The sequence below is a fragment of the Agathobaculum faecis genome (assembly GCF_014287995.1).
Taxonomy (GTDB): Bacteria; Bacillota; Clostridia; order Oscillospirales; family Butyricicoccaceae; genus Agathobaculum; species Agathobaculum ammoniilyticum.
On sequence record NZ_JACOPL010000021.1, the window covers coordinates 1 to 24201 of the forward strand.

Annotated in this window: 34 protein-coding genes and 1 tRNA gene; all 35 read right to left on the reverse strand. The window is 54.8% G+C overall.

Features of this window, described 5'->3' with window-relative positions; all coding sequences use genetic code 11:
* Nucleotides 1-61: 61 nt before the first annotated feature.
* The 35 genes from H8S45_RS14190 to H8S45_RS14360 all read right to left on the reverse strand — a co-directional run bounded on the left by H8S45_RS14190 (nucleotide 62) and on the right by H8S45_RS14360 (nucleotide 23785).
* Nucleotides 62-325, reverse strand: coding sequence for a hypothetical protein (locus H8S45_RS14190; RefSeq protein ID WP_186950282.1), 264 nt, complete (start codon nucleotides 323-325; stop codon nucleotides 62-64).
* Between the two features lie 4 nt (nucleotides 326-329).
* Entirely contained in the window at nucleotides 330-2516 is a 2187-nt protein-coding gene (locus H8S45_RS14195) for a hypothetical protein (RefSeq protein ID WP_186950285.1), read from the reverse strand.
* Entirely contained in the window at nucleotides 2513-3052 is a 540-nt protein-coding gene (locus H8S45_RS14200) for a putative phage tail protein (protein ID WP_186950287.1), read from the reverse strand. The genes H8S45_RS14195 and H8S45_RS14200 overlap by 4 nt, the downstream gene beginning before the upstream one ends.
* Complete coding sequence (locus H8S45_RS14205) at nucleotides 3049-4134, reverse strand: baseplate J/gp47 family protein (protein WP_243182493.1); 1086 nt, start codon at nucleotides 4132-4134, stop codon at nucleotides 3049-3051. The genes H8S45_RS14200 and H8S45_RS14205 overlap by 4 nt, the downstream gene beginning before the upstream one ends.
* Nucleotides 4131-4550: a DUF2634 domain-containing protein gene (locus H8S45_RS14210; RefSeq protein ID WP_186950289.1), complete on the reverse strand. Its 420-nt coding sequence runs from the start codon at nucleotides 4548-4550 to the stop codon at nucleotides 4131-4133. The genes H8S45_RS14205 and H8S45_RS14210 overlap by 4 nt, the downstream gene beginning before the upstream one ends.
* Nucleotides 4550-4813 (reverse strand): DUF2577 domain-containing protein, encoded by a 264-nt coding sequence (locus tag H8S45_RS14215; protein WP_186950291.1) that lies wholly within the window; start codon nucleotides 4811-4813, stop codon nucleotides 4550-4552. The genes H8S45_RS14210 and H8S45_RS14215 overlap by 1 nt, the downstream gene beginning before the upstream one ends.
* On the reverse strand, nucleotides 4806-6668 hold the full coding sequence (locus tag H8S45_RS14220; RefSeq protein WP_186950293.1) for an XkdQ/YqbQ family protein: 1863 nt from the start codon (nucleotides 6666-6668) through the stop codon (nucleotides 4806-4808). The genes H8S45_RS14215 and H8S45_RS14220 overlap by 8 nt, the downstream gene beginning before the upstream one ends.
* Nucleotides 6669-6680: 12 nt before the next feature.
* Nucleotides 6681-7385: a LysM peptidoglycan-binding domain-containing protein gene (locus tag H8S45_RS14225; protein WP_186950295.1), complete on the reverse strand. Its 705-nt coding sequence runs from the start codon at nucleotides 7383-7385 to the stop codon at nucleotides 6681-6683.
* Nucleotides 7385-9211, reverse strand: coding sequence for a tape measure protein (locus tag H8S45_RS14230; RefSeq protein WP_186950297.1), 1827 nt, complete (start codon nucleotides 9209-9211; stop codon nucleotides 7385-7387). The genes H8S45_RS14225 and H8S45_RS14230 overlap by 1 nt, the downstream gene beginning before the upstream one ends.
* Nucleotides 9212-9469: 258 nt before the next feature.
* Complete coding sequence (locus tag H8S45_RS14235; protein ID WP_186950299.1) at nucleotides 9470-9901, reverse strand: phage tail assembly chaperone; 432 nt, start codon at nucleotides 9899-9901, stop codon at nucleotides 9470-9472.
* Between the two features lie 15 nt (nucleotides 9902-9916).
* Complete coding sequence (locus H8S45_RS14240) at nucleotides 9917-10387, reverse strand: phage tail tube protein (protein ID WP_186950301.1); 471 nt, start codon at nucleotides 10385-10387, stop codon at nucleotides 9917-9919.
* A 16-nt stretch (nucleotides 10388-10403) separates the two neighbouring features.
* Nucleotides 10404-11726 (reverse strand): phage tail sheath family protein, encoded by a 1323-nt coding sequence (locus H8S45_RS14245; protein ID WP_186950303.1) that lies wholly within the window; start codon nucleotides 11724-11726, stop codon nucleotides 10404-10406.
* A 3-nt stretch (nucleotides 11727-11729) separates the two neighbouring features.
* Nucleotides 11730-11924, reverse strand: coding sequence for a hypothetical protein (locus H8S45_RS14250; protein ID WP_186950347.1), 195 nt, complete (start codon nucleotides 11922-11924; stop codon nucleotides 11730-11732).
* A gap of 1 nt (nucleotide 11925) precedes the next feature.
* On the reverse strand, nucleotides 11926-12336 hold the full coding sequence (locus H8S45_RS14255) for a phage tail terminator family protein (RefSeq protein WP_186950305.1): 411 nt from the start codon (nucleotides 12334-12336) through the stop codon (nucleotides 11926-11928).
* Nucleotides 12333-12758 (reverse strand): HK97 gp10 family phage protein, encoded by a 426-nt coding sequence (locus H8S45_RS14260; protein ID WP_186950307.1) that lies wholly within the window; start codon nucleotides 12756-12758, stop codon nucleotides 12333-12335. Before H8S45_RS14260 ends, H8S45_RS14255 begins: the two co-directional genes overlap by 4 nt.
* A complete protein-coding gene (locus H8S45_RS14265) occupies nucleotides 12758-13123 on the reverse strand; it encodes a hypothetical protein (protein ID WP_186950310.1) in 366 nt (121 codons plus the stop codon). Before H8S45_RS14265 ends, H8S45_RS14260 begins: the two co-directional genes overlap by 1 nt.
* A 6-nt stretch (nucleotides 13124-13129) precedes the next feature.
* Nucleotides 13130-13480: a head-tail connector protein gene (locus H8S45_RS14270; RefSeq protein WP_186950312.1), complete on the reverse strand. Its 351-nt coding sequence runs from the start codon at nucleotides 13478-13480 to the stop codon at nucleotides 13130-13132.
* Nucleotides 13413-13703, reverse strand: a complete 291-nt coding sequence (locus tag H8S45_RS14275; protein ID WP_186950313.1) for a hypothetical protein — start codon at nucleotides 13701-13703, stop codon at nucleotides 13413-13415. The genes H8S45_RS14270 and H8S45_RS14275 overlap by 68 nt, the downstream gene beginning before the upstream one ends.
* A 13-nt stretch (nucleotides 13704-13716) precedes the next feature.
* Entirely contained in the window at nucleotides 13717-14721 is a 1005-nt protein-coding gene (locus H8S45_RS14280) for a major capsid protein (protein WP_186950315.1), read from the reverse strand.
* Nucleotides 14722-14740: 19 nt separating this feature from the next.
* Nucleotides 14741-15370 (reverse strand): phage scaffolding protein, encoded by a 630-nt coding sequence (locus H8S45_RS14285; protein WP_186950317.1) that lies wholly within the window; start codon nucleotides 15368-15370, stop codon nucleotides 14741-14743.
* 327 nt (nucleotides 15371-15697) lie between these two features.
* On the reverse strand, nucleotides 15698-15892 hold the full coding sequence (locus tag H8S45_RS14290; protein WP_186950319.1) for a hypothetical protein: 195 nt from the start codon (nucleotides 15890-15892) through the stop codon (nucleotides 15698-15700).
* Nucleotides 15893-15910: 18 nt separating this feature from the next.
* The gene (locus tag H8S45_RS14295; protein ID WP_186950321.1) at nucleotides 15911-16147 is read right to left on the reverse strand and encodes a hypothetical protein; all 237 of its coding nucleotides are present in this window, start codon (nucleotides 16145-16147) and stop codon (nucleotides 15911-15913) included.
* Between the two features lie 2 nt (nucleotides 16148-16149).
* A complete protein-coding gene (locus tag H8S45_RS14300) occupies nucleotides 16150-17700 on the reverse strand; it encodes a polymorphic toxin type 50 domain-containing protein (RefSeq protein ID WP_186950323.1) in 1551 nt (516 codons plus the stop codon).
* A complete protein-coding gene (locus H8S45_RS14305; RefSeq protein ID WP_330603210.1) occupies nucleotides 17681-19057 on the reverse strand; it encodes a phage portal protein in 1377 nt (458 codons plus the stop codon). The genes H8S45_RS14300 and H8S45_RS14305 overlap by 20 nt, the downstream gene beginning before the upstream one ends.
* Nucleotides 19054-20304 carry a PBSX family phage terminase large subunit gene (locus H8S45_RS14310; RefSeq protein ID WP_186950327.1) on the reverse strand — a complete coding sequence of 417 codons (1251 nt, stop codon included), beginning with the start codon at nucleotides 20302-20304 and terminating at the stop codon, nucleotides 19054-19056. Before H8S45_RS14310 ends, H8S45_RS14305 begins: the two co-directional genes overlap by 4 nt.
* Complete coding sequence (locus tag H8S45_RS14315; RefSeq protein WP_186950329.1) at nucleotides 20288-20749, reverse strand: terminase small subunit; 462 nt, start codon at nucleotides 20747-20749, stop codon at nucleotides 20288-20290. Before H8S45_RS14315 ends, H8S45_RS14310 begins: the two co-directional genes overlap by 17 nt.
* Nucleotides 20750-20835: 86 nt before the next feature.
* Nucleotides 20836-20910 (reverse strand) — tRNA-Met (locus tag H8S45_RS14320).
* 113 nt (nucleotides 20911-21023) lie between these two features.
* Nucleotides 21024-21431: a hypothetical protein gene (locus H8S45_RS14325; RefSeq protein WP_186950331.1), complete on the reverse strand. Its 408-nt coding sequence runs from the start codon at nucleotides 21429-21431 to the stop codon at nucleotides 21024-21026.
* Nucleotides 21432-21499: 68 nt separating this feature from the next.
* Nucleotides 21500-21649, reverse strand: coding sequence for a hypothetical protein (locus H8S45_RS14330; protein WP_186950333.1), 150 nt, complete (start codon nucleotides 21647-21649; stop codon nucleotides 21500-21502).
* 9 nt (nucleotides 21650-21658) lie between these two features.
* On the reverse strand, nucleotides 21659-21880 hold the full coding sequence (locus tag H8S45_RS14335; protein WP_186950335.1) for a DUF1653 domain-containing protein: 222 nt from the start codon (nucleotides 21878-21880) through the stop codon (nucleotides 21659-21661).
* The gene (locus H8S45_RS14340; RefSeq protein ID WP_186950337.1) at nucleotides 21877-22104 is read right to left on the reverse strand and encodes a hypothetical protein; all 228 of its coding nucleotides are present in this window, start codon (nucleotides 22102-22104) and stop codon (nucleotides 21877-21879) included. The genes H8S45_RS14335 and H8S45_RS14340 overlap by 4 nt, the downstream gene beginning before the upstream one ends.
* On the reverse strand, nucleotides 22101-22520 hold the full coding sequence (locus H8S45_RS14345; protein ID WP_186950339.1) for a YopX family protein: 420 nt from the start codon (nucleotides 22518-22520) through the stop codon (nucleotides 22101-22103). Before H8S45_RS14345 ends, H8S45_RS14340 begins: the two co-directional genes overlap by 4 nt.
* Complete coding sequence (locus tag H8S45_RS14350) at nucleotides 22517-22783, reverse strand: nucleoside triphosphate pyrophosphohydrolase family protein (RefSeq protein WP_186950341.1); 267 nt, start codon at nucleotides 22781-22783, stop codon at nucleotides 22517-22519. Before H8S45_RS14350 ends, H8S45_RS14345 begins: the two co-directional genes overlap by 4 nt.
* A complete protein-coding gene (locus H8S45_RS14355) occupies nucleotides 22780-23424 on the reverse strand; it encodes a hypothetical protein (RefSeq protein WP_186950343.1) in 645 nt (214 codons plus the stop codon). Before H8S45_RS14355 ends, H8S45_RS14350 begins: the two co-directional genes overlap by 4 nt.
* A 172-nt stretch (nucleotides 23425-23596) precedes the next feature.
* Nucleotides 23597-23785 carry a hypothetical protein gene (locus tag H8S45_RS14360; protein ID WP_054328563.1) on the reverse strand — a complete coding sequence of 63 codons (189 nt, stop codon included), beginning with the start codon at nucleotides 23783-23785 and terminating at the stop codon, nucleotides 23597-23599.
* Nucleotides 23786-24201 lie beyond the last annotated feature (416 nt).

Sequence of the window (24201 nt, forward strand, 5' to 3'; positions counted from 1 at the left end):
TGGTCTATCCGGCCAATGTCCCACAGCTTGGGGTAATAATGCCGCGCCATTTCAAATACTGTCATAGCTCCACCCCCGTCATAGCCGCGATAAAGTCCACGTCCGCGCGGAGCTGTTCTTCCTGCGTCGGTTCCGGCTCCGGTTCAGGAGGCCGTGCGGTCGGCGTAATATCCACCAGCGCGCCGTCCTCAATCGCCAGTTCGCAGTACGGGCAGTAGGCACGCGCACAGGGTTCAAGGCTGACAGGGACCGGAATCCATCCGTCCGGTGCTTGTCCGTGGTGGAGGGTGCGCATCTGTCTGGTTTCCGTGTTGATAATGAGCATATGGTCACCTCCATGCGATATAGCGGTAAACAGCACCACTGAGATTCATCTGTCCTGATGCAGAAACGGAATAAAACGAAACTTGCGTTTTATCGAACGATATAGTTACCGCAGCGGAAGTTGGTAATGAATACGAAACATTTACGCCGTTAAGCGCGATAAAAACAACTCCGGTAGCACTACCTGCAGATACAACTTCGATAATTAAACATTGTGGTCTAAATCCTACGTCAATCACCGTAGGGTTACCAGCGCCATAAGTACCGTTACCCGTATACTCTCCTGTTACATATCCTTTCGCCCACTGATCCTTGATTTCCAGCCACCCATCCAGCGGGCTATACGCCGTCACGCCCTCTGAATCGATCGTCTGACCTGCGGTTACGCCCTCACATGCGCAGTACCCACCAAAACCGAGTTTGATGGTATCTCCGCCCTTTCCGGATTCAAGAGCGATTGCGTCTTTGGAATTGTCCAGGAACGAACCTGCGATCTGGTCGCCGGAGATTTCAAGGATGGTGGTGGTGCCGTAGTTGGAGTTGCCTGTATCGGCATAAGCGAGTAGAATTTCATTGTCTGAAATTCGTGTTCCAGAGACATAGTTTGATGGGTTTCCAATATTAAACTTATATGGACTTCCGTGCTCGATTGATGTTCCGTTCCATGTTGCAAAAACAGCATTATAATTTGTTGAACCGTTTACTGCAACAACACCGGTCGGCAATCCAATCAATGCTGTATCAGCACCGCTTGTGCCGCTACCATAAAGGCCGGCATTACCCAGAACAGATAGGGCTTCATTAAATACATATAGGGTGGTTTGAGACAAAGCATAGATTACCCCGTTAGAGTATGTGCACTGAACATGATGCGCTGTTGAATTTATAATCGTCGCAACCTCGCCAAACGTCACCGCATTGGAGCTGTCAATCGTCACAATAACAGCCTTGCCCTTGATACCATCTCCGGCATCGGAAAAGAAGATGCATGCGCGCTTGTTTCCATTGTCGTCGTCTGGGATGCGGGTTGCGGAGAGGGAGGAGCTATAAACATTAACGTTTAATGTTCCGGCAGATATGCTCTGGTTCTTGTCCGTATCGCGTATCATTACACTCAACGACGTGGCTGATCCGGAAATTAACAAATGCGTCAGTGGAGATAACGAAACCGCAACGGCATCCGTATTAGCTGTGTCGGCTATAACAAGGAATGTGTTTTTTACAGAAAGGCTGTTACCATTTCGGGTAAGATATTGAACAGTAACCCTATTGTCGCTAAGCCGATTTAGTATTCCACATAGCGTATTCGACAGACAAAACACCTGACGGGTTTTTCTATCATTTGATTCTCCAGCAATACTCGTAATAATTCGCCCGTCACTATCTAAGAGCCAAGTTGTAGGTCCGTTATCAGAAGATCTAGTAAGCGACGCGAGTATTACGCCGTCTGGGAAAGTATCACATGCACAACTAGATGTTCCCACAGATAAAAGTACTGTTTCCACGTTTTTCTGTGCCACAACATCACGGTAGATTTCCCCGTCCTGAACATTCACCACATCCCCCGCCGCGATGCTCTGGCCATCCCGCACGGTGCCGGTGCGAACGTCATTCGTTGGAAGCCCTTCGATCGGCGCAGCGCTTCCCGCGGGGACATAATCCATCTCCGGCATCTGCTCCTCCGGCACCTTTCCGTCCGGCCCAAGCCCCGCCACGCCGTCCGGCTGGCCGACCGCGCCCCAGCCGATCACGCCCGCAGGGTCCAGCTCCACCGTCACCTCGGCCGCGCCCCCAAAGCTGAAAACATACGTCCAGTCCACCGAAAAGCCCGGGCTTTCCGCTGCGGCTGGGATGGGGTCGCCCGCCTCGTCCTGCACCAGCGCATACAGCACCTCGTCCCCGCTGTCCTCGGCGCGCGCGTAAAAGCCAAGCTGGCGCATGGTGTAGCCCGCCGAAAGGCCGGTGTTGACCAGTACCGCCCGTACCCGTACCTTTGCGCCCTCCAGCACCTGCGCGGGCTGCAGGGAGAGCGCCTGCCGTTCGTCCGTGACTGCGGTCTGCTCCTCCAGCGTTCCGGCGGCCAGCCCCGCGCCGCTTGCCGCGCGCGTAAATACCAGCCCCTTGCCCGTGCCGACGAGCGCCGCCTGCAGGGCGTGTCCCGCGGCCGTGACCGCCGCATTTGTCCAACTCATAGCATCACCTCGTGTTCTCCGTAATGTTTCGCCTTCGTACCCGCCGCCGCGAGACGCGTCACCGCCTGCGCCTCACGCATCAAATGTGCCACCACCAGGCAAACCATATTGGCCGGAACAACAGCACACAACATATCGCGCACAGCTTGCAGCTTATTCCGCTCCTGAACAGGCACTCTCACCAGTAATTCATATGAATCATTGTCTATTTCTAACGAATACCCATCTTCCCCACACAAAGCGGTGAGCATTCTGCGTAGCGACCGCACCGTATAAGGCAATTGTGCATTCATTTCAGAAAGTACAGTGAACCGGCGCTCATCGAGCGTAGCCGTATTCTGTGCTGTCAATTCGAAAATCTTCTCATACCGCTCAATACCACGCAGCGGCGCGGTCATGACAAACTGTGAATTCAGCACCTCGGTCACGCCGGCGGCCAACGCGTCAAACTCCGGCTGTTCACCTTGGCACAGCAACGGGAACTCGCAGGTTCTCAACAGGATAGGCGCCAAGTAGTCTTGCAGCTTTTTTCTCATGTACCCACCTCCCCGACCGTTCCAATCATTGGGATGCTGTCCGCATCCACCTGCAGGTTCTTCGCCTGCCCGTTAAGCGTTGTATCCGTGATGTCCAGTACGCAAGGCAGATCCAGCAGCCGTGTTTCAATCTGGGAGATGCGCACGATCGTTGCGACCGCGTCCTCCCACTCCTCCGCAAGCTCAGCAAAATAAGTCTTGATTGCATCCTCGATCTGACTCTGCGCGGCCTCCCAGCTCCAACCGCTGATGAACGTGATATTACTCTGAATATTAACAGTCTGCGCTGTTACGCCTGTGACCGTGACCGTGTGACCGATAGGGGCAATGCCAAGCCCTTCTCCATGATTGGCTTCCGGATCAATGAAGGTCTGTACCCGCTGGACTAATTCCTCTGAAGGTACCGTGCAATCAGAGGCGATGATGACGAGCTTTACCGTCCCGCCCCCATTCCAAACAGGATACACTTTGACACCGCCCACACCTGGGATAGCGTTTACTTTTTCCTTGTAATCAGCCACGTTGCCGCCGAACGACTCCCCATCGATCGAAGCATAATACTTTTCACGCAGCGTCTCGGTCGTGTCGCCATCCTCGCCCGGGATCAGCACACCGGTGATCTCGGCGGTTTGCAGACCATTTACCGTCTCGACCGGCAGTAGTGTCCCGCTGTACTTGTTTCCGGCAGTACCCAGTGTTTCTGCCTGCAGGCGATATACGCCGTCGGATATCTTTTCAGTAATGGCGTAATTGATGTCGTCGCAGTTGAACCGCGTACCTGCGGTCAGCTCCAACATAGCGGGAGTGAATGTGCCTTGAATGATGGCCGCTGTTTCTCCCTGGGCTTCAATACCGCGCTCTTTACAGCGCAGGATCAGGTACTGCAAGCTGGCAGTATCTACGAACGTCTCGTCCATGACCACGTCCAGCTCCATATATGTCTTGGCCAGTTCGGCCGCGGCCGGCGCCAGCGCATCATAAATGACACTTCCCTCGCGTTTGTCCACTGTATCAGGTACACGGTCGAGCATCCGGCCGAGTATGTATTCGAATGTCATCTGATCCGAGTATTTTCCGATCATGCCGCACCTCCCGTAAATTCATAGTCGGACTGTATGTCGCCCTGCGTGGTATGCACAGTAAACGTCACCGTCAGCCGCTCACGGCCGGTACGCTCAAAAGAAAAACCGTCCACCTGCGTAATCCGGTCATCCGCGAGAAGCGCGTCCTCGATAGCGCTCCGGATACGCGCCTGCAGATACGGCGTAATGCCCTCGCCGAACAACCGCTCCAGCTCGACGCCATAGTTCCACGAGTAGATTGCATAACAGAACCGCTCGGTCTGCAGAGCAAGGAAAACAGCCTGCTTCATGGCCTCTGTGCCGTTCAGCATCCCGCCCGCTGGGCGGCCGTCAAACCGCAGGCGATAGGTCAGCGTCGGCTGGGTCTTGATCGTGAAGTCCTGCACAAGGCCGTCGTTGTAATCGGTCGGAAGCATCAGAGCGCCCCCTTTCTGTCAAGGATTAACCACTGTTGCCCGCCCTGCATCCGGATCAGGATCAGCTCGTCCCCCACCTCAAAGGATTGTGTCGTTGTTCCATAGCGGACGATGAAATACTCTTTCCCGAACGTCTTCTTCTGATCCAGCCGGATTTTGAACGGGCTAAGGGACTGCACCGTCCCATAGCAGATCTCCATCGGTGCTTTCGCGTCATAGACGTCTGCCGCGATCTGCTTGATCATTTCCACCAAATCAGGCACTGAACTCACCCCTTATTCCAGACAGATACAGGTCCATCGTATACAGGCCATGCGAAAAAGTGTGCTTGGCCTTTTCGATGCACATGTAGTTTGAAATATTGATATCACCCAGCCCCATACCGACGGCAACAGACGCACCAGCTCGCGCGCGGATGTCACCGAACACCTTCTTCATAGTCAGCTCGCGCCGGATAACATTGAAATATTTGAGAAGCGCCTGTGCCTTGGTCTGAAGATCGGCAGTGGACAGCGCGCTGTCCAGCTTGGCGTAGTACTGCAGCACGCCCCAGCGCCCCTGACTGGCGGTATCGTTCATTACATGCACTTCGCGTTCGCCGGTCTCACCGTTGTCATAGGCGAGCTTGATGCGGTTGTATACGTCGCTGTCGATGGACGAAGTGTAGGTATAATCCTGTGCGGTATCCTCATCGATATAGATCGGCAGCAGCAGCTCCTCGTAGGGCTTGAGCGTCAGCTTGCCGAAATCGTCGTACAGGTTGAACACCTTTCCTGTGTTGATCAGCGTCAGGTCGGAGGCGTTGCCGAGCGTATCGAACAACGTCCCTTCCTCGATACGCTGCGGGATCTTGTACTTGGTGTCTGCTACCGTACCGACGGTCAGACCATAGTCGGCTGCCAGCATCTTGAGCAGCTCTGTGTAGGTCTTGTTCTCGTAGGATATCGTATCCTTATTCTTCAGGTACCGCAGCTGGTCATAGCAGGTGACGTCGATCAGCAGGCTGTCGCTGCGGCTCTTACTGAACACATACCCATAGAACACGTCCGATCCATTAAACCGGAAGGACACCGGATTCCCCTCATGGAAGTTCAGCATCTCGTCTTTGACGACTGTGAATTTGAGCGAGGACGGTGATCCCCGGCGCGTAGTCTCCCAGACGACATCCCCCTCGACAATGGGGTTCTGCATCTGGTTATTGTTGTTCTGGATGGTGATCTCGATGCCCGCCTGCTGGTAGCTCGGCAGTTGCCGCAGGTCCTCCTTGCGCGTGCCGGCAGCACCTGTGGTCGACTTGACGACCACCTTAGTGATCGGCTTGGACTGCGGTTCACTCTCCTCAGCTGATCCAGAGGAAGCCCCGTCTCCGCCGATGATGGCTGTGCCGTACTTGACGCCCCAGTTGTTGCACTCCTCGTTCGTGCGCATCAGCAGATCGAAATGATATACACCGTTTTCAATCTGGATCGCGCTCCCACGGTCGTTGACCGTATATGTCACGCCGTCCAAGCTGGTTCCCGTCCCCTGTACGGTCACCTTGGTACCGAACGGCACGGAGGGCGGCGCTGCACAGGTGCGCTTGGATGTATCGAGCGGACTGCCCATTGCATCCAGGAACCCGCCCTCCATTGCATTATCAGCCGGATAGTAAGCGGTGAACATGGCCTTGACCGTGTTGGTCGCGCTGCCCCCGCCGGAGCCTGTATAGTTCGCGGTCGTGTCGCTGTCTTTGACATAACTCTGTGGGTTAACCGGCGAGCCGTTCCTGTGCATACCGAAGTGCAGATGGTTGCCGGTCGAGCTGCCCGTTGTGCCGACAGCCGCAATTTTCTGCCCTGCCTTTACCGTTGCACCCTTGGATACATACAGCGCTGAGCAGTGGCCGTAGAAGCTCATCAGGCCGCCACCGTGGTCAATGCTGATGTAGTTGCCGTATCCGCCGTTCCACCCAGACATGGTGACTGTACCGGGGCCAAATGCGAGGATCGGTGTGCCGGATGCGGCAGCCAGGTCAATGCCGTCGTGGAATTGAACTTTCCCGCTAATTGGGTGTACACGGTTGCCGTAACCGCTGGAAATGCGGCTGTACCCTGGGCAGGGCCATACATATTTACCCATAGCCACGCCCCCTTACGACGGCAGCTGCAGCACGGTACCGGGGTAGATCCACCAGCCGTTTGAGCTGCTGGACCGGCCGTACTTTTTGGCTGCGGCTTCGATGGTATCCTTGTTCAGCTCGTAGATCTCGTTCATACGCGAGCCGTCTCCAAGCTTGACCCGGGCAATATCCCACAGGTTATCACCGGATGCGACCGTATAACTGGTTGTCTTCGGCGCGGTAGAAGTATCGCGCTTTTCGGTAACCCTTGCTTCGGTCGTGGTTCCGGTCTTCTTAAACTCGATCGTTTTTGTGCCGTAGGACTTATACTGCAGAAGCGCTATCTTCGCCATAACGTCGACCCCGTATTCCTCTGCGCTCTCCTCCAGCTCATAGCTTTCGAGCGAAACCTGTATGTCCAGCGAATCCATCAGCATTTCTCCGCGGTCATCTGTCCGGATCATCTGAAACTGGAACGGCAGGCATTTCGTCTTCAGCAGTTCCAGCTTGTCCATGTAGTAATGCGCATTTTGGAAACCGCCCTCGTACTGTGCAAAGGGGTACTCTTTATTCGGCAGCAGCGCATTAAAGCTGATCTTGCTCAGGCCAGGCAGCTTGAGGATATTGATCTCGCCCTCGTTGATCAGCGTGACGGTCTTGTTCTGGTTGGCGACCTTCAGCGTCATCGCGCCCGGCGTGACCGGCAGCAGTATATCGTCCATATAAAATTGATACATCAGATATGCACTCCTTCCGCGCTGGCCGCCATCGCTTCCTGCACCCTGACCTCCAGCAGGTTGACCACGCCGTCAATGTCCATTTCAGAGGAAATCGTGTTGTTGTTCACCATCTCAACACGGATCTCAGCGGTCGTATATTTGTTGATCTCCTGCCGCTCCGCAATGTCGCGCAGCAGCTCGAGGTCTTCGGTGGACATCTCCACATCGTCCGCGATCTGGTCGGTGTTATCCGCGATGCTCGAAAGCAGGCCAACCGTCGGGTCGGTGGTATCGGAGAGAGCGTCCAACCCCATCGAGCTCGCGATGCTGTCCTGTAGGCTTGCGCCCCAGTCATATCCCGCGTTATAGGCAACGCTGTAGTCGATCGCTTCTTTCCGCTGGACAAATTCCTGCCAGCCGGATTCATCCTTGATCTGTTGGATGCGCTGGCTGTAGCTGTCATAAAAGCTGTCCAACCCTCCGGTAATATTGACCTCAACGCCCGGAATCAGATTGATCAGGCTCTCGATCTTTTCCACCATATCCCGCACGAAACCGACCACGCGCTGGTTAAGCTGCAGGAAGAGAATCTCGATCGCAGCGACTGGATCGTTAAATACGTTCCCGATAAAATTGCAGAGGTCTGCGAACAGATTCCAAACTGGCAGATAAAACGTGTTATAAATAAACGCGCCAGCTACAGCAAACGCGCCAGTAATAACCCCAAGAGCGCGTACTGTTGTCCCCTGCGCCTTGTTCATAGCTGCAACGATCGAAAAGATCACACCTATCAGCAGGGCGCCAAGGGCTATGATTACACCGATCGGGCTCGCTGCCATTGCCGCATCCAGCGTTAACTGCGCGGCTGCCCATAGCCTGGTCGCGGCGGCACAGATATTCGCCCAGTTGGCCAGCAGCACCAGGATACCGACCGCACCGCCGATACCGATCACCAGCGGTGCGATAACCGCAAGATTGTTCGCCAGCCAGTTTATCCCCTCCAGCAGCGGCTGTAATGCCATGGTGGCTATATTGGTTGCCTGCGTCCACACATCCGCCCACGTCATGGGGATACTCTCAAACCTAGCGTTCGTTTCATCAGCGGCCGCGAACATGGCGTTTTTGACAATTTCTGCAGTGATTTGCCCATCTGCCGCCATGTCACGCAGCTCGCCCGTTGTGATGCCGAGGTAATCCGTGATCGCCTGAATAATCGTCGGTGCCTGCTCGAATACCGAGTTGAGTTCTTCGCCGCGTAAAACGCCTGCGCCCATGGCCTGCGTCAGCTGTAGCATGGCGGCAGCTTGCCCTTCGGTAGACGTCCCGGCAATCTTGAACTGCTTGTTCAGCTGCTCGACGAAGGCAACCGTTTCCTCATTGCTGTTAAACGCGTCGCCGGCGAGCAGACCCATCTTGGAAACCGCCGCGGCCGTATCCGTGTACGCACCGCGTGACCGCAAGGCTGACTGGTAGATCATGTCCTGCAACTCAGCGGTGGACTGAAGGCCGTCGTTCATCAGGTTCAGGCGGGCGGTGGTCTGCGTCAGCTCATCCGACATGCCGACCACGCCTTTCACGATCTGAGAGCCGATGAAAGCTGCACCGATCCGCTTGAGCGTACCCATAAGGGTATTTGCCGGAATCTGTGCGCCTTGCATGCTCTGCGAAAGCTGGTCGAAATCGTCTGCCATTTTCTGTACTTCGGACCTAACGCCAGCGAGTTCAGACTGCAGGTGATCGTAAGTGCCTGTCGGAATGGGATGCCCTCCAAGGTTCTGCATGCGCTCGAAGCGCTGGTTGACCGCATCCATGCGGGATGCGATCCGCTGCAGGGTGGCGCTCATACCGTCCCTGAGCTGTAAAGTCTGTGATACGGCTATATCACGTCACCGCCTTTCATCGCCTCCGGTGCCGCCCGCGCGGGGCTTTGGCTTTCGCCTTTGCTTCCCTTGCTGCTTTCTTCTCGCTGTCAATCCTTGCCTGGATGGATGCGATAATAAAGGCACGGTCTTTTACTGGCAGCCCCAGAAATTCGGACGGCAAAATATGAAGCTTCTGCAGGCAGAAATGCGCCACAGAAGCCTCAGTATCACCGTCCTTTATCAGTTTTTTGCCTCGTCCACCAGATCTCCGAGCGACTGATTCGGCGAGCACATCCCCTCCAGGTAGTCGATGTACGCAGCCAGCTCGCCGGGCACGCTCAGCAGCTTGACAATCAGATCCTCTGCGCACTTGACGTGATAGCTGTCCTGCAGCTCCGCGTCATTGAGATTGGGGAAAACCGTGCAGGCAGCAGCCAGTTTCCGGCCATAGAGAACAGTGTCCGCCGCCTGCCGGTACTGGTTGCGCTTACCGGGGATCGGGATCTGCCGGATGCAGTCGCGCTGGAGGACCTCATTCTCCTCACTGGAGATGCAGCGCACCTCCCACTCGATCGGTTTGCCGTTCTCATCCACAAAGCGGTCGGATACGACCAGCTTGATATTCTCGGGTTTCTTGACGTTTTGCGCCATGAATGCGGATAATCCGCCCATTATACATTTCCTCCTTTACTCCATACCGTCCAGCATGTCGAATGTTTCCGGCATATCCCAGTCGTCAAAGGTGCCGCTGATCTCCTCGTCCAGCAGGTCGTCGCCCGCATTAAACTTTGCCAGGATAATGCTGTCGATCAGGCAGCCGGTGTGTGTGATCGTCTGACGGCCCGCCGCCGAGGACGGATCTTCGTTGGACACCTGAATCTCAAACGGCGTCAGCTCGCCGGTTTTCTTGTAGTGCAGAAACCACTTGCGGAACACCGACTGGTTATAATGTGCTGTCCCTTTCCATGTCCCCGACCAGCCCGCGGGCTTCTTGCCTTTACCGGTTCGGCCAAGAATGGGTACGTCGATCAGATTGATTGCAGCGGACGATTCAAAGTCGTACAGCTGCATCATGTTATAGCGGTTGCCGTCAATCGTTACATAGCACTCGGCCAGCGACCCGTAAACCGCATCATTTGCATTCATTGTGGGGTTCATTCGCTCTTGCGCCTCCTTACTGTACAGTTACGACCATATACAGTTGCTCCATGGCAGCGACCGGCTGTACATAATCCGTAACCGAAACCGCCTTGCGCAGATCACCCGCCTGCACAGTCACCTGCTCGCTGTCAAAATTCTGGATCGCGCGGATGGTTTGCATTTGGTTGTGGTGCTGCACAATATCGCTCCACAGACTGACGCGGCCAGCCGCATCGTTCTGCACCTTGCCCAGATACTTGGTATTGAACAGTATCGCGATGTCGTTTGCGATCTGGTCGAGCACACGGATCACCTGATTGCTTGAGAAGTCCGCAGACTTTTCATCAGTAACAGATACAAACGTGTTGATGTCGGTCAGGACACGCACCTCACTGCCTACACGATGGAACACGAACTCACCGGCCGCGATCGCATTCTCAAGCTGGGTCTGGGTGAGATTCACGTCCGGTGTGTACTCGCCGGTATAGGTCACGTTGGTCAGGCTCTTATTGACCGCGCAGGCCGCCTCTGCGCCCGTGGCCCAGTAGACCATAGACGGGTCGGCATCCGCGCCCGCGAGGCCGTTCTTGACACTGATCACGCCCTCATAGTCTGCCTTGGAATAGCGGAAAAGGACGAGCTGGAACTTGACGCCCTGCTCATCGCGCAGGCGCTTGACAAAATTCGCAAACAGCCCCTTCACCGTATCGTCGGTCGTATCGCAGCCCATGACATTAAAGCTGTATGGCTCGATTTTGTCTAGAAATGCCTGATAGGCCGCGTCCTGCGCCGTTCCGTCAGCGCCTGCGGTAAACGTGATGCCTACCGACACATCAAACGCTTCCTCGCCCTTCCACACCACGTAGTCGTTCGGCCGCAGTTCGGAAACCGCCTTGACGCCCCGCTGGATGTCCACCAGCACAGAACCGAGGTAGACGGATACGTCGAACACTTCGTTCTCTTCCGCCTCGTAGCCCTCCCCCTGTCCGATCACGATCCGGAGGTTATTGCCCACTTTGCCGGGATATTTTGCATCCGCGTATTTACAGCTTGCCTTTTTTCCACCAGTGTTCAAATTGAACACATGCAGTGTCTGTGCGTTTGCGAAAAGCTCCCGCAGCGGCCGCAATTCATCGGCCGTATACGCATAGCCGAACAGCTTCAGGCTGTCCTTCTGGAAATCGCGGCTCCCGACCGTGACCACCTCATTTTCCGGCCCCCAGCTCAGTTGGAGCGGGAAGGCGGCAACGCCGCGATCAGACAACGTCGCTGACGCGCGCGCCGCCGAAACGAAGTTGATATACGCGCCGGGCAGAATCTTGTTCTGTATGGTAAACGTACCACCGCCAAGTGCCATAGCTTATTTCACCTTTCCTTTCATAAAATTATCGACCAGCGCGTCCACCACGGCATAGGTATAGCCCCGGCCGTCCTCGAGCAGCGTCCCCAGCAGGTCGCGCCGTCCACGGTATTTGTCAAACGTCAGAAGCTGATCCTTGGTAAAGGCAGGCGCTTCCGGCGTTTTTGCTTCGGTTTGCTTTTTTCTGACTGCCATATCAGTCCTCCGTTCTTGTGTTCTGCTGCAGGGTTTCCATCAGGATTTCCTCGGGAACCTCCCGTACAAACTGCCGATAGCTGACGAAGAAGTGCAGCACATCGTCTGTGATCTCCCAACTGAGCCCCGTACCGCGCAGTCCGGTGAGTTTCCGAAGCAGGAACGTAAGCGTTGCCGCCACCGTCCTGCACTGCCCGCGCGGCCGCGTTTCCGTGGGGAAGAAGCGTACGTCGAAGTACTGCACGATCTCGGTCCGGCGGCTCGGATATGGAGTGACATCTGCGCGCAGCTGATGAATCGCAAAGCAGGGTTCCGTAAAGCCCTGCTCGATGGATTCCGTGTACACGTCGTACTGGTCTTCCGGATACTGCGTACGCAGCGCCGTTTTGATCTCCATTATCACGTTGATCATTTGCTGCCCTCCATCAGCTGCTTCAGGAATTTGTCCGACCGCTTGCCGATCACCTCCGGCGCAAGCCGTTCGATCTCCAGTACAGAAAGCCGCAGCATGAAGATACCCTCGCGCCAACCAACGGTCTCACCGTTTCTTACAATACGGTGACCGTTCTCGACCCACGGAGCATACTCGGTGTTGTTGTAGATCTCGATCTCAAACATGTCGCCACGTTGCCGCACGCTGCTGATGAACCAGTTCCGCTGCAGGTGTCCGGTATCGACTGGGGTGCGCCGCTTAGTACTGCGCAGCAGCATATTGCCCAGCTCCTGCAGTACCTCGCGGGTAAACTGTTCGCTGGCGCGGGTGTCGGCGGCAGCGCGGAAGCGGTCTGCCATCGCCCTGAACTCTGAGAAATCGCAGTTTCCCCAACTCGCCATTACGCCCGCCCCTTCCGACTGACCGACAGCTGCTGATGCGTCGGGTAGGTGATGCCCTCCCCGCTGTATACCAGCGCATAGCTCTTACCGTACTGCATGACCATGATCCGGCAGCCTGCGGGGATGTCCAGCTCCGGCGCGCAGAAAATCGTGCCCCGGTAGCTGATCTCACCTGCGTCCTCGCCCTGGTTGCCATCCGGTGTGCCGGAGAAAGACAGTGCGCAGGGCTGATTCTCATACAGCACCACATTCGGTGCGGAGACCGTCTCTCCGTCTACATTTTGCTTTTTGCTGCCCGTGACGGTCATTACGCCGTCATAAGTCAGCTCAAGCCATTTGCGTTCCAGATCGGGATTACCCAGCATGCGCCATCACCTCCGCATCTTCCGGAAAGCGTTCAGCTGCACGCGGTAGTCCGTCAGGAAATCGCCCGAGGAGATCAGCTGGGCCATCTGCTCGGCAACCGACGCGAAAGAATAGGACGTATCGCCGCGCGACACTCCCTTGACCGCCGGTTGCATCTGCTCTGTACCCAGCTGTGTACTGTTGTATAGCCCCCGCACCATCAGGGTCGCTGTGTTCAGCAGCTGGTCCGGCACTTCCAGGAGGTTGCAGTAGTTACAGATCTCCTCGATCACAAGATCGCAGGCAAAGTTAAGCGTCTGCTCCGGCACCGTCGACAGCAGGCTTTTCACCCGCGTCATCAGCTTTTCCTTTGTCATCCTGCTTCCCTCGCTTTCCGGCCGGCTTCTTGGCCTGCGCGACAGGTTTTTCCTCCGTGCCTTCTGCCGGATCTTCTACTGGTACCAGTTCGACCGTAAAGCCCGGCCGTCCAGAGAACCAGGACGCAAGCCAGGCATCATCCGTCTCGGCAACGCCTTTTATAAAACGGATCCCGCCGATCTTGCGTTCATAGCTTTCGCTCGGCGCTTTGATTCTGTACATGTCAAAGTCCTCCTTACTTGACCTTGAAGTTGCGCAGCACACCGGCCGCGCGTGTCTTCTTCAGGACGGTCGCTGCGACCATTTCCACATCGCCTGCCTTGACCGCGCCTGCGGTGGAAAAGTCCGGCAGGGTCGTGTTGATGATCTTGCCGCCTGCGGGAGATACCGCATGGAAACCGTCCAGACCCAGACGCACCACGTACAGATCGGTCAGGCCGTCAACCGTGGTTTCGGACGGGCTCTCGCCATACTTGCGCGATACAATAGGCACGACTGGGACTTCCTTCGACTGGGTGGTGTCGTAGAAATACTGCATGTCCATGAACGGGATACCGTTGTATCCGGTGACCGGACGGCCGAACGCGTCCTCCGAGTGGGTCAGGTATCCGGCGCGGCGGGCGCAGGAACGGATCTTGGTCAGCAGCGCGCCGTTGCCGATAAACATAGTCGGCTGGCCGTCCAGCTCACTGAGCAGCGCATCGATCATATCCAGCACGGTCTTGTAGTTGGTGTCGATCGCGGACGAGGTAGACAGGTCGATCGCGGTCTGCGCGCTGGTGTTCAGTTCGGTCGAGCTGCCGACCAGCATGGTATCCAGACCGTCAAAGCCGGTTGTATCCGCATCACCGTTGATCGCGGTATAGTGGAACAGGTTGGTGGTTGCCTTGATATGCTCCTGCAGTTGGAACTGTACCTCGTTGATCTGGCCGTTGGTGGTGTTTGCAATCACGCGATCCACCTTGAACATGCCGCCGAAGATCTTCAGGTCGACGCTCTTGGTCTCGCGGTCGGCTACGGTCTCGGTGTACTCCGCATTGAGTTCACGGAATGCCGCGCCGGCGGGCGTCTTCAGACGGGTGTAGCCATAGGTCAGGGTTGAACCACCGGTACCGGGCGATACCGAGTTGTCGAAGGTCAGACGATCAAGCAGCAGCGAACCGCGGCGGAACTCGTCGATAACCGTCTGGTCAATGTGGTCGGCCATACCGACCTTTGCTTGTGCAAGCGTTACGGGCATTTGTCATCTTCCTTTCTTTTTACGCATTGTAGTGTTCCGCGATCGCACTGCCCAAGTCGGTCACGGTGTTGGGTTTTCCGCCTGCGGCGGGAGTGTATGCAGAGCCGCCCGCAGCAGGATTGCCGCCGGCTGCGCCCTTACCATTGTTACCGGCATTGCCTGCTTCGTCATCGAACAGCCATGCCTTATCCTTCTTCAGCCCCTCGACCTGCGCATCAAGGCCAGCGACCTTGCCATCCTTGTCCAGCTTGATCTCATCCATATTGAGCGCGGCTCTGGTCAACTGCGGGTCGCGGGCATGCGCCTTTACCAGCGCAAGGTCGATCGCGGCGTCCCGCTTGATATTCGCAGTATCGGTGTCGTACTTGGTCTGAAGGGTCTTGAGGTCGTCCTCCAGCTTCTTGGGGTCCTTACCATCCCACGCCTTCGCGGTCTCGCGCAGATCCCTGATCGTGGTGTTTGCCGTGTCCAGCTCGCGCTGCTTGGTGTCCAGGTCCGTCTTGGGGACATACGCGCCCCCCGCTGCGTTGACTACCTCGAAGCCCGCCTTCTTCGCCGCCTCGGAAAACTGCTCCCATGTCAGCGCGCCGGCTTCAAACAGTGTTTTCAAAAAGTCCATATTGTTGCGTCCTTTCTTAATTTTTTGCATGAAAAAACCACCTTGCCTTTCGGCTTGGTGGTTTCGTTCATTCGGTTGTGTTACGACAAAGGCGCCCCGTTTCCGAAGCGCCCTCGTTGAGGTTTCGGGACTTTGGCAGGCGTAGCATTCTCCTGCATCTCTCGGGTTTCCCCTGTCGTGCCATCGGCGTGTGGTCGCTACGAAATCTACCACCTCAAAGCCCACTTTTAGAAACAGCGCTTTGGCGGGTGTACCCTTTCCCGCATCTCTTTTGACCCCGAGGGTGCGTAGCAGCACAATCTCTACCACAAAGCGCTATTTCCCTGTATGCAGTATAACGCAGCTCGACCTTTTTCGTCAACTCTCTATGACTTCCCATCGCCCGCCCGGGCTGCTCCCATCCAGCGGTGCAGGATCTGTCATGGAATAGAGATAATCTTCCCCGCTGTCGTCAACAACTCGATACATTCCGTCTTCCTCGACAGCCTCGTATATTTTACCATCCGTCAGCCCATCAATACCGAATGACGGACCGATATAGCGCAGTTTCATCCCTTTTCTCCGCTTACCTCACTCCATGATTTCAACATCTGCGAGCTCGTCTTCATATGCGCCTGTCAGCGCCCCGTTATCATCCCTGTAAAAATCGATCTCCGCAATTTCGGGTTCGTTGTCCAACGGACCAACCAGCGCCGTATACTTTCCTGTCAGGACGGTTCCATCCTGATAAGTGACACGTAATCGTATGTCCATCTCATCGGGATTTCGCTCGGCGAACAACCTCCTCATGTGTTGTATTAGATCCATTACTACCTCTCCTTAGCTGGTACAATGTGCACGCCTGTTTTGGAATAATGAATAGTAAAGCGGCGAGTGAGTTTTTCCTCTCTTGTCATCTGGTCACACCAGACGCCAATCTGCTTTTTAACCGTAATAAATTCCTTGTTCGTCCACTTTCCCTTACTGTCCCGCAAAAGTTCGCCGGTACCCGCATACTGATCGACCAGCTTTTGTGCGTCCTCCTGCGTAATCGTCAGATAGCTGCGGCCTTCCATATAGTTCTTATGCCCTCGGATATGCTTGCCCTGCTTATCCGGCACGACCGTCAACGGCTGTTCGCCGGATCGAAGCCTGTCGCGGATCGGCTGATCCTTGTAGGCTTGCTGCAAGGCGTTCCATTTCTCAGGCTCATTATACTTCATTTTCTGGAACGAGGCAAATGATTTCGGCACGTTTTTACTGCCAAGGCGCTCCAAATACCGTTCGTGCTGCTTCTGATCCGCATGCCTGTTGCGGTATGCCTTTTCAGCCGCAGCGCCCGCTGGGTCATCCTCGACATACTTTTTATGCCACTGGGCATAAGTCATGTCCTGCTCGACATACTCGGTCTTTCCGGTCACGGGATTGCGAGCAGCCCGCTCGCCTGAGATCTTAAACTCTGTTTCGGGGACCGTCGTGCAGCGGCACCGCGGATGCACCGGCGGGTAGTTGACGCCGGTCTCGCGTTCCGAGACTTTGAATGTCATACCGTCCATCGCCCCGCAGATCGGGCAGGTTTTGAGATCAAGCGACGCATCGAACGTGTATTCGCTGACGCCGGTTTCCTGATATCCCCGCGCGGTCGCTTCTGCGGCTGCGTGGGCGCTCTCCGTGTGGATCATCGTTGCCGCACGGCTCTGGGACACACCCATCCGCTCAGCAAACTGCTTGGAAACCCGCTGCAGCGGCTCGCCCCGTACGAACGAGCGGGACAGCGCGGTTTCCAGTTCACGCAGCAGCTTGTCCCGATCTGCCCAGATGCGGCTGGAAAAGTCGCTGTCCAGCCATGGCTTGGAAAGCAGCTTTTCGACTGTATCGGTATCGACCCGCGCGAACGATGCGAGCACCGGCGTCTGCTGGCTGACAGTGTACACCGTCTGATAGTAGGCATCCGTATAGATGCCTGCCAGGTGATCATGCAACTGCTCCTGCTGCTCCTGGAACAGTTCCTGGATACGCAGCCTGATCTGCGTTTGCAGCGCCTGCAGGCGGGAGACGCGCGTGCGCAGATATATCTCGTTCAGTTCCTTGTCATAGCCGCCCGCAATCGCTTTGGCGCGGAACTCATCGAGCGACATGCGGAAGTCCTCGAGCTCAGCATCTTTTAGCAGCCTGCGGGCTTCGACCATGCTGATACTCTCGTTCTGTGCGTACCGTGCGTAGAAAGAGCTCAGCTCCTGATCCAGTTCATGCAGAATCCGCTCGTACTCACGCGCAATATCCTGATTCAGCTTCTCATCCGCCTGCATCTGCTGCTCAGCCTGCCGGACTGTCCGCTTGCGCCAGTAGGCGCTGTTCATTTTACTCGCTGCCGTCGCCATTTACAGGGTCACCGTCCTGCTGGCCGTTTATGGCCTGCGTGGGGAACTGGAATTGAGGCTGTTCCTTCGCCGCCTCTTCCTTTTCCTTCTTCATCTGCTTCAGCTCTGCCTCGGCATCATCGACCCACGGGTGATTCTTGACAATCGTCTGATCCGAAATCACACCGACCGACTGCGCCGCGATCTGTGCCGTCTCCAGATCATTCTGCACCATATTGCGTGTCCAGGTCTGGATAATCTTTGCCGGCTCGGCCATACCCTCTACACGGCAGATCGCGCGCACCAGCTCGGCAAAGCCGGTACGAAACTGTGTCTCCATCATACCCGCTTTGAGCTCCAGCAGGCTGTACAGGTATTTGAGCGCCACACCCGAACTGTCCCCGAACCGTTCCGGATCAGGGTCAACACCCATGCCGGATACAAAAATCTGCCGGCGTACACGGTCCAGAAACTCACCGCGCGCTTCATGGGGGATCTCTGCGCGGATCGTGTCCACGCCGCCGTCAGCCTCCACCTTGATCACCTTGGACTGCCGAAGATCCTGCACAAACTCGGTTTTGTCCTCGCCGCCGTAGTTCTTCAGCACGAAGATGATCTCCTGCACATCCTCCATATCGTTTGCGAAGCCCGATACTACCTTGTCATACGCGTCAATCAGGTCTTTGTACAGCGGCAGGTCGCCCATGTGCTGTGCGTTGTTGTAAAACGGGATAAACGGCACGGTGCCCAGGCCATGTACCATCTCCCTGCCGAGCTCAGGATAGTCGAAATATGCGTACTTGCCATAGGTATTCTGGCGGTAAAAGCGCACCCGCGTATCATCCCAGAACTCACACACCTGCATGTACTGCGCTTTCTCCGGATCCAGCAGGGTGTAGCACCGGAGAACGGCAACCAGGTCGCTATCCAGCGTACCCGAGAACACCGGAATGATCTGTACCGGATCGACTGTGTGATACCGAAAACCGCCGTCCTCTCCCCGCCAGTAGTGCAGCCATCCCACCGAAATATTGCTTGCGTCCAGCCCCAACTGAACTGCAGTGCCGGTGTACTGATCCCCCAGCACCTCAGCAATACGAGAATTGGACGTTTTATCGCCCAGGTCAAACGTCGGCGGGAAGGACAGCGCATAGCTTACCTTCTGTGTAACCAGCAGGTTATGCCAGTTATGCGAGATGCGGTTATCGGCCATCCGCAGCGGATTACCGACTTCCTGTTCAGCCTCGACCTGCCGCTGCAGCACCCCAGTGTCGTCCTTGATCTTGTTGTGGTTGGCAAAATACTGGCGTGCGCATTCGGCCTGCGTGATAAACTTCCCATGTCCCTCCAATAGGAACTGGATCGTTCTGCTGTTCACTTCCAAACGCTGACGCCTCCCTTCTTCATATCGCGCTCACAAGCGTATCTTGCAGCGTCGATTGTATGGTTATCTTTATCCGGATAACCGGACTTGAACGCCGTGCCGTCTGCGGTGCGCTCTAGTTCATAGCCGCTGAACTCACGCGCTGCGTTCGGGCAGGTTACGGGATCAATGACGATCTCGTTCAGATCCTGCAGCCAGCTGATTCCATGCTCTACACTCCCGGAGCCTTTCTTCGCCGGACTGATGCGGATGCCCCTGCTTTTCAGCTCATCATTCGAGCGCGGCTCAGCGCTTTCCGCGGTGACCTCACGGCGATCCAGATTTTCTTTCTTTATCTCGCGGGCGATCTCATCAAATCCCGCCCGGTGCTTGTAAAACTCATGGTAGATAAACAGCCGGCGCCGCTTGCGGTCGTAGTGCAGCGCAAGATACACAAACGGATCCGGACCATAGCCCCAGTCAAGGCCGCGCCGGATGTGGTCGAAAGATGCACGTTCTTCTGCGGTGATCTCCCGCAGCGTGACATTCTGGAACACCTCGCCTCCGGTACCGGTGACCTCGCCCAGGTATTCATGTCGGTACCGCGCTTTATTCGTGCGCTGTAGTTCTTCTGCCTCCTGCAGGAACGGGTCACCCAGCCAGGGCTCCGGCACAGAACGGTAATCACTGTGATGTACCAGCGTATCCGGCCGCAGCTTTTGTGTTTCTACCTCACGGTTGATCCAGTTGGTCTGCGACTTCGGCGGGTTGTAGCTGTAGAAGATATCAAACCGGCTGCCGCCGCGCATGAGCGACTGGTTGATCGTGTCCAGTTCCTCTTTCCCAAGGAACTCATCACACTCTTCGTACCAGATGTACCGGATATAGCCCTTGGACACCTTAGTGGACTTGATCTTCTTGGGCTTGTCCGCACCGCGGAACAGGATGCGCTGCCCAGTCGGCAGATAGATTAGCGCCATTGGGCTGATGCGCTGATCCCACAGGTGGGACACTCCCAGTTTTTCGATCGCCCAGACAAGCTGCTCATACACGCTGTCCTTCAGGTACAGCCCAACCTTGCGCAATGCAACCGCGTTTGTGTCCGGGTACTCCATGATGCCGAGTACGATCTCTAACGCCACAAAGGAAGACTTGGTCGAGCCACGCCCGCCTTTGAGCCAGTAATGTGTGTACTGATCGCTCTTGACTGCAGTATGGACCGGATAGAACGCCGGTGCAATACAGCTACTCAGCCGGGTCAATGTCGCCCTCCGGAATATCGTCTACGATTTGCACCAGCGCATTGCCATCGAACTGCACGCGATCGGTGAACAGCCCGTACTTCTTCCCAAGCAATTCAAGCGCCTTGGTGCGCTGCGGGACGCTTGGGTAACGGTCGAACTTGTTGCCGAACATATCATAGGCTGGGTACTCCTTGCGCCCCATGCCGATGTTGGACAGCTCCTCCAGCACATCCGCTGCCGAAGCGACGCTGCGCTGCTCGGCTTCACTGCGGACTTTTGCCTGTAATTCCTCGAACCTTGCCCTTACCTTGCCCTCCGCAAACAGACGGCTCGCTTTCTCATCAACCGTTTTGTCCTTCATTCGATCCGCTTTGTAGGCCGAACGGTATGCATCACGCTGGCTCTTGCCCTCGATGAGCGCCAGCACAAAGGCTTCCTGTTTATTTGTCAGCTTTTCTGTCAAACGCCCACCTCCTTTCGGGGCAATAGAAAAGCACCCCCAAGCGAGAGTGCCTTTCCGGATTTGGAGATAAAAACATGGATGGGTGCTGGTTGCAGAGGTCGGATTCGAACCGGCGGCCTCGAGGTTATGGGCCTCGCGAGCTGCCACTGCTCAACTCTGCCGTATGCCCGCCCCGCTGCTGCAGGACGGATAGACCGGAGGAAAACATGAATTTCAGGCTTTTGAGTTTCAGCCCTTCGTGGCTTTGCTCAATTATAATTATAGCCTTTGTTCATCAGGATTTCAGGGAAAGTTGATGCAGAAATTTATCGTGCTTTTTTCTCTGTGTGCTCCCATCCCCATCTTGGCCCATGTTGGCTGCGATCTCCTGCCAAGACAGCCCATTCACATACCGCAAAGATAGAATCATCCGCATCTGCGCATCATCTACACTTGCTATGTATCGATTCAGCCGGTTATATTCTATTACCGACTGACGCACCTTGAGATCGATCAAGTCTCTCTGCTCAGCGATCAGGATACCCAAGTCACCGATTTTATCATGTACGCCCGACACATGCGGCAGTCCGGTGATCTTTGCCGTACATCCTGCTGCTGCCGCCTCAAGCTCTGACAGCTTCCGTTTCTCTTCCTCTATTTCTCTGTTCAGCCAATACAGTTGCGACAGTTCCTTTTTGGTCAAGCTCTTCTCCCCTCCACTCGTCATATTTTCTTCTGCGCGCGAGCATTTCAAGCATTTCAGGTGAGTAGTCAGTCACTTTGTTCTTGTTCCCACGCTTTCTTTGCTTCCTCCTGCGTACTATATCCCCCATCAATAAACATTCTCATCACTTCGCTCTCGTCCCCGTATCGGTATTGATACGGGGTTTCTTCGCGGTATTTGATATAGAGGTCAGGCATGGTTATCTCCTACAACCTTTCAAATCTATATTTCTGCGTCGCATCCGGATACTTCTTGCGGTCTACCTCGCTTGCAAACATCTCATAAGGACGCACATAAACAAGACGGTCGCCGTATAACGCCTGATATACGACCATCTTTTCTCCTGTCTCGGAGTGCTGCGCGATGCAAATGACATTATACGATTTGCCTTTAAAATGCCGGTAAGCGCCCGTGTCAATTTCTCTCATTCCGCACCTCCCGCGATCTCCCCGCCAAATCCATATTCGTACCACATGGCTGGCATTTTGCTGTTTTGCTCTTGATATAGCATGTCCATCATCTTGAGAACGTCCGAAACAGTTGACCCATATTCTTCAAGGAGCGGTTCCCTGAATTTTTCAAGCAGACGCATATTGATTTTTATTACACGGTCCATTTCCTCGGCTGTGTACATTTTTTCAGATGGTTTCATTTCTGCCTCTCCTCATGCTGTCCGCCCTCCCCGTCGTGGATGTTGCCGATGACAATTGCTTTGTGTTTGCTGATTGCGTCATCCAAAAACGGTTCTGCAACCTTACAATTTACACCAAACGACCCATTAATAAATTCAACAAATCCACAATAATTTTTACCATATGCGTAAAATATCATTTTGTCATTTTCAAAGACTTTTGCGCCGTTTCTGTCGGTCAGTCCGGTGTACTGGCAGACCGTGGAGGGGTCAACCTCAAGACAATTTACAGTAAAAAAAAGAGACGCGCCTTTCTTGCAAAGCGCAGCACTCTTAGATGGTAAAATCGCTCGCCCTCCATCTGCAAACGAAATCAAGCTCCCTTCCACCCATTCTCTATTATCCAGCCGCTTGGCTTTGAAAAGGATCTCTCTCATTGTTTCAACCTCTCTTCCAGCCGCTCCAGTTTTTCCTGTTTATACTGCGCTACAATGCTTTCGCAATCATGCAGTATCATCATCTGATCGAGCATGATAAGCACATCGGCGATTTCTTCAGCAATGGAAAGCTGATTGTCTTTCCCTCTGGCGTGCTTACACAGCTCCTTTTGCAGTTCGGACATTTCTTCCATCACCATCATGGTTTGTGCCTCTGCGCCGTATGTAGAAAGGGCGAGACGGTAGAGTTCGGTGTTAGTCATTCCGCACCTCCGATGATCTCGTCAAGCTTTATGGTTTCGCCGGGGCGGAGGGAGGTGAACAAAGCATTATCAAGCGTTGCAATAACAAATTCGGTGTTCAATACCTTAATTTGTGGGTCACATTCATCGAGGTGGTCTGCCTCTGGGTACAGTACCTTGATCGCTTTCGCCCTCTCCACCTCCTGCTCCGTCCAGCGGGGCTTGTGGATGATGCGGTCGGGGTTGTTAATGATGTAGCACAGTTCTCCGCCAGTGACCGAACCACCTTTAGCATTTATTATTTCTCCGTCTGTACCGACAAAATAAACCTTGCATTCGTCAAATGGAAAATCGTTGAACTGGAAGTTCTGGTTTACCTCGACCCCCAGCACCTCGCAAATTCTCGGCTTTCCCATGTTGGTTTCCTCCTTTTTCTCTGCTTGGGGAATATGGTCATCCTCCACGACCTCATAGCCCATCAGGCGGGCGGCTTCGTAGGGATTGGCCCTTGTGTATTCATAGCACGGCCTCTTTGTCCCTTTGTATTGCTGTACGGGTTCCCGAATTTCGCAATAGTCGCAGTCTTCTTTACTATCGCAAAACTGCTCTAATGCCTCATCAATGGTAAGTACGACTTTCCACGTCTTACTCCGAAACTTCATGCTCGGCCTCCTCAAATTTTACTGTACCGCATTTAGGGCAGATATACAGATTTTTGTGCGCTTCTACTGTGTGTATATTTCTCATTATGCCAGACGGGACGAAGTTTTTATATTGTTCAAATGGCTTGTCTTGCTCGTATCCACAGATGCACTTCATTTCAACATCCTCCATTCATCCGCACATCGCGTGGCCGACACCAAGAACAACCACGGATATCAAGAGCTTCACCGATTGCATGTATACCTCTTTCTTCTCCTCTGGCCAAAATTCCGCAATGGTGAGCGCAGCGCCAAATAACATAAGATACCAAATCGAACAAAAAACACCTATGCATGTAAGCATTTCGCCGATTTCATGCATTTTCGGCCTCCTTGTCCATGCGAGCGCCGTAAGAACAAAAGTCGTTATCCGTTTCCCATGTATGCTGTTCTCCACAGTTACAACAATAAAACATAGCGCATTCCTCACGCCCACGCCAAACGCAATCCTTACAGCGTACCACCTCCGCAACGGCGGCGTCGGGTTTCCCATCAACACAATGTCTGGCTATTTTCTGCATCAGCAAATAGTAGTCTAGATTGTCGGTGTCGAAATTTAGGCGGTATCCATCAGGCCCACTCTTAGTGCTAAATCCTGTTGCCATTCCGTTCCCTCCGTAGTGCGGCCTCGGCCTCTTCGCGGGTCAGAAAGACGGTTTTGCCAAAGTCCTCAAGGCTAACCGCTCCTGAATAATCTAGTCGTAGATACTGCTCGTAATCATCAATATTGACACTTTC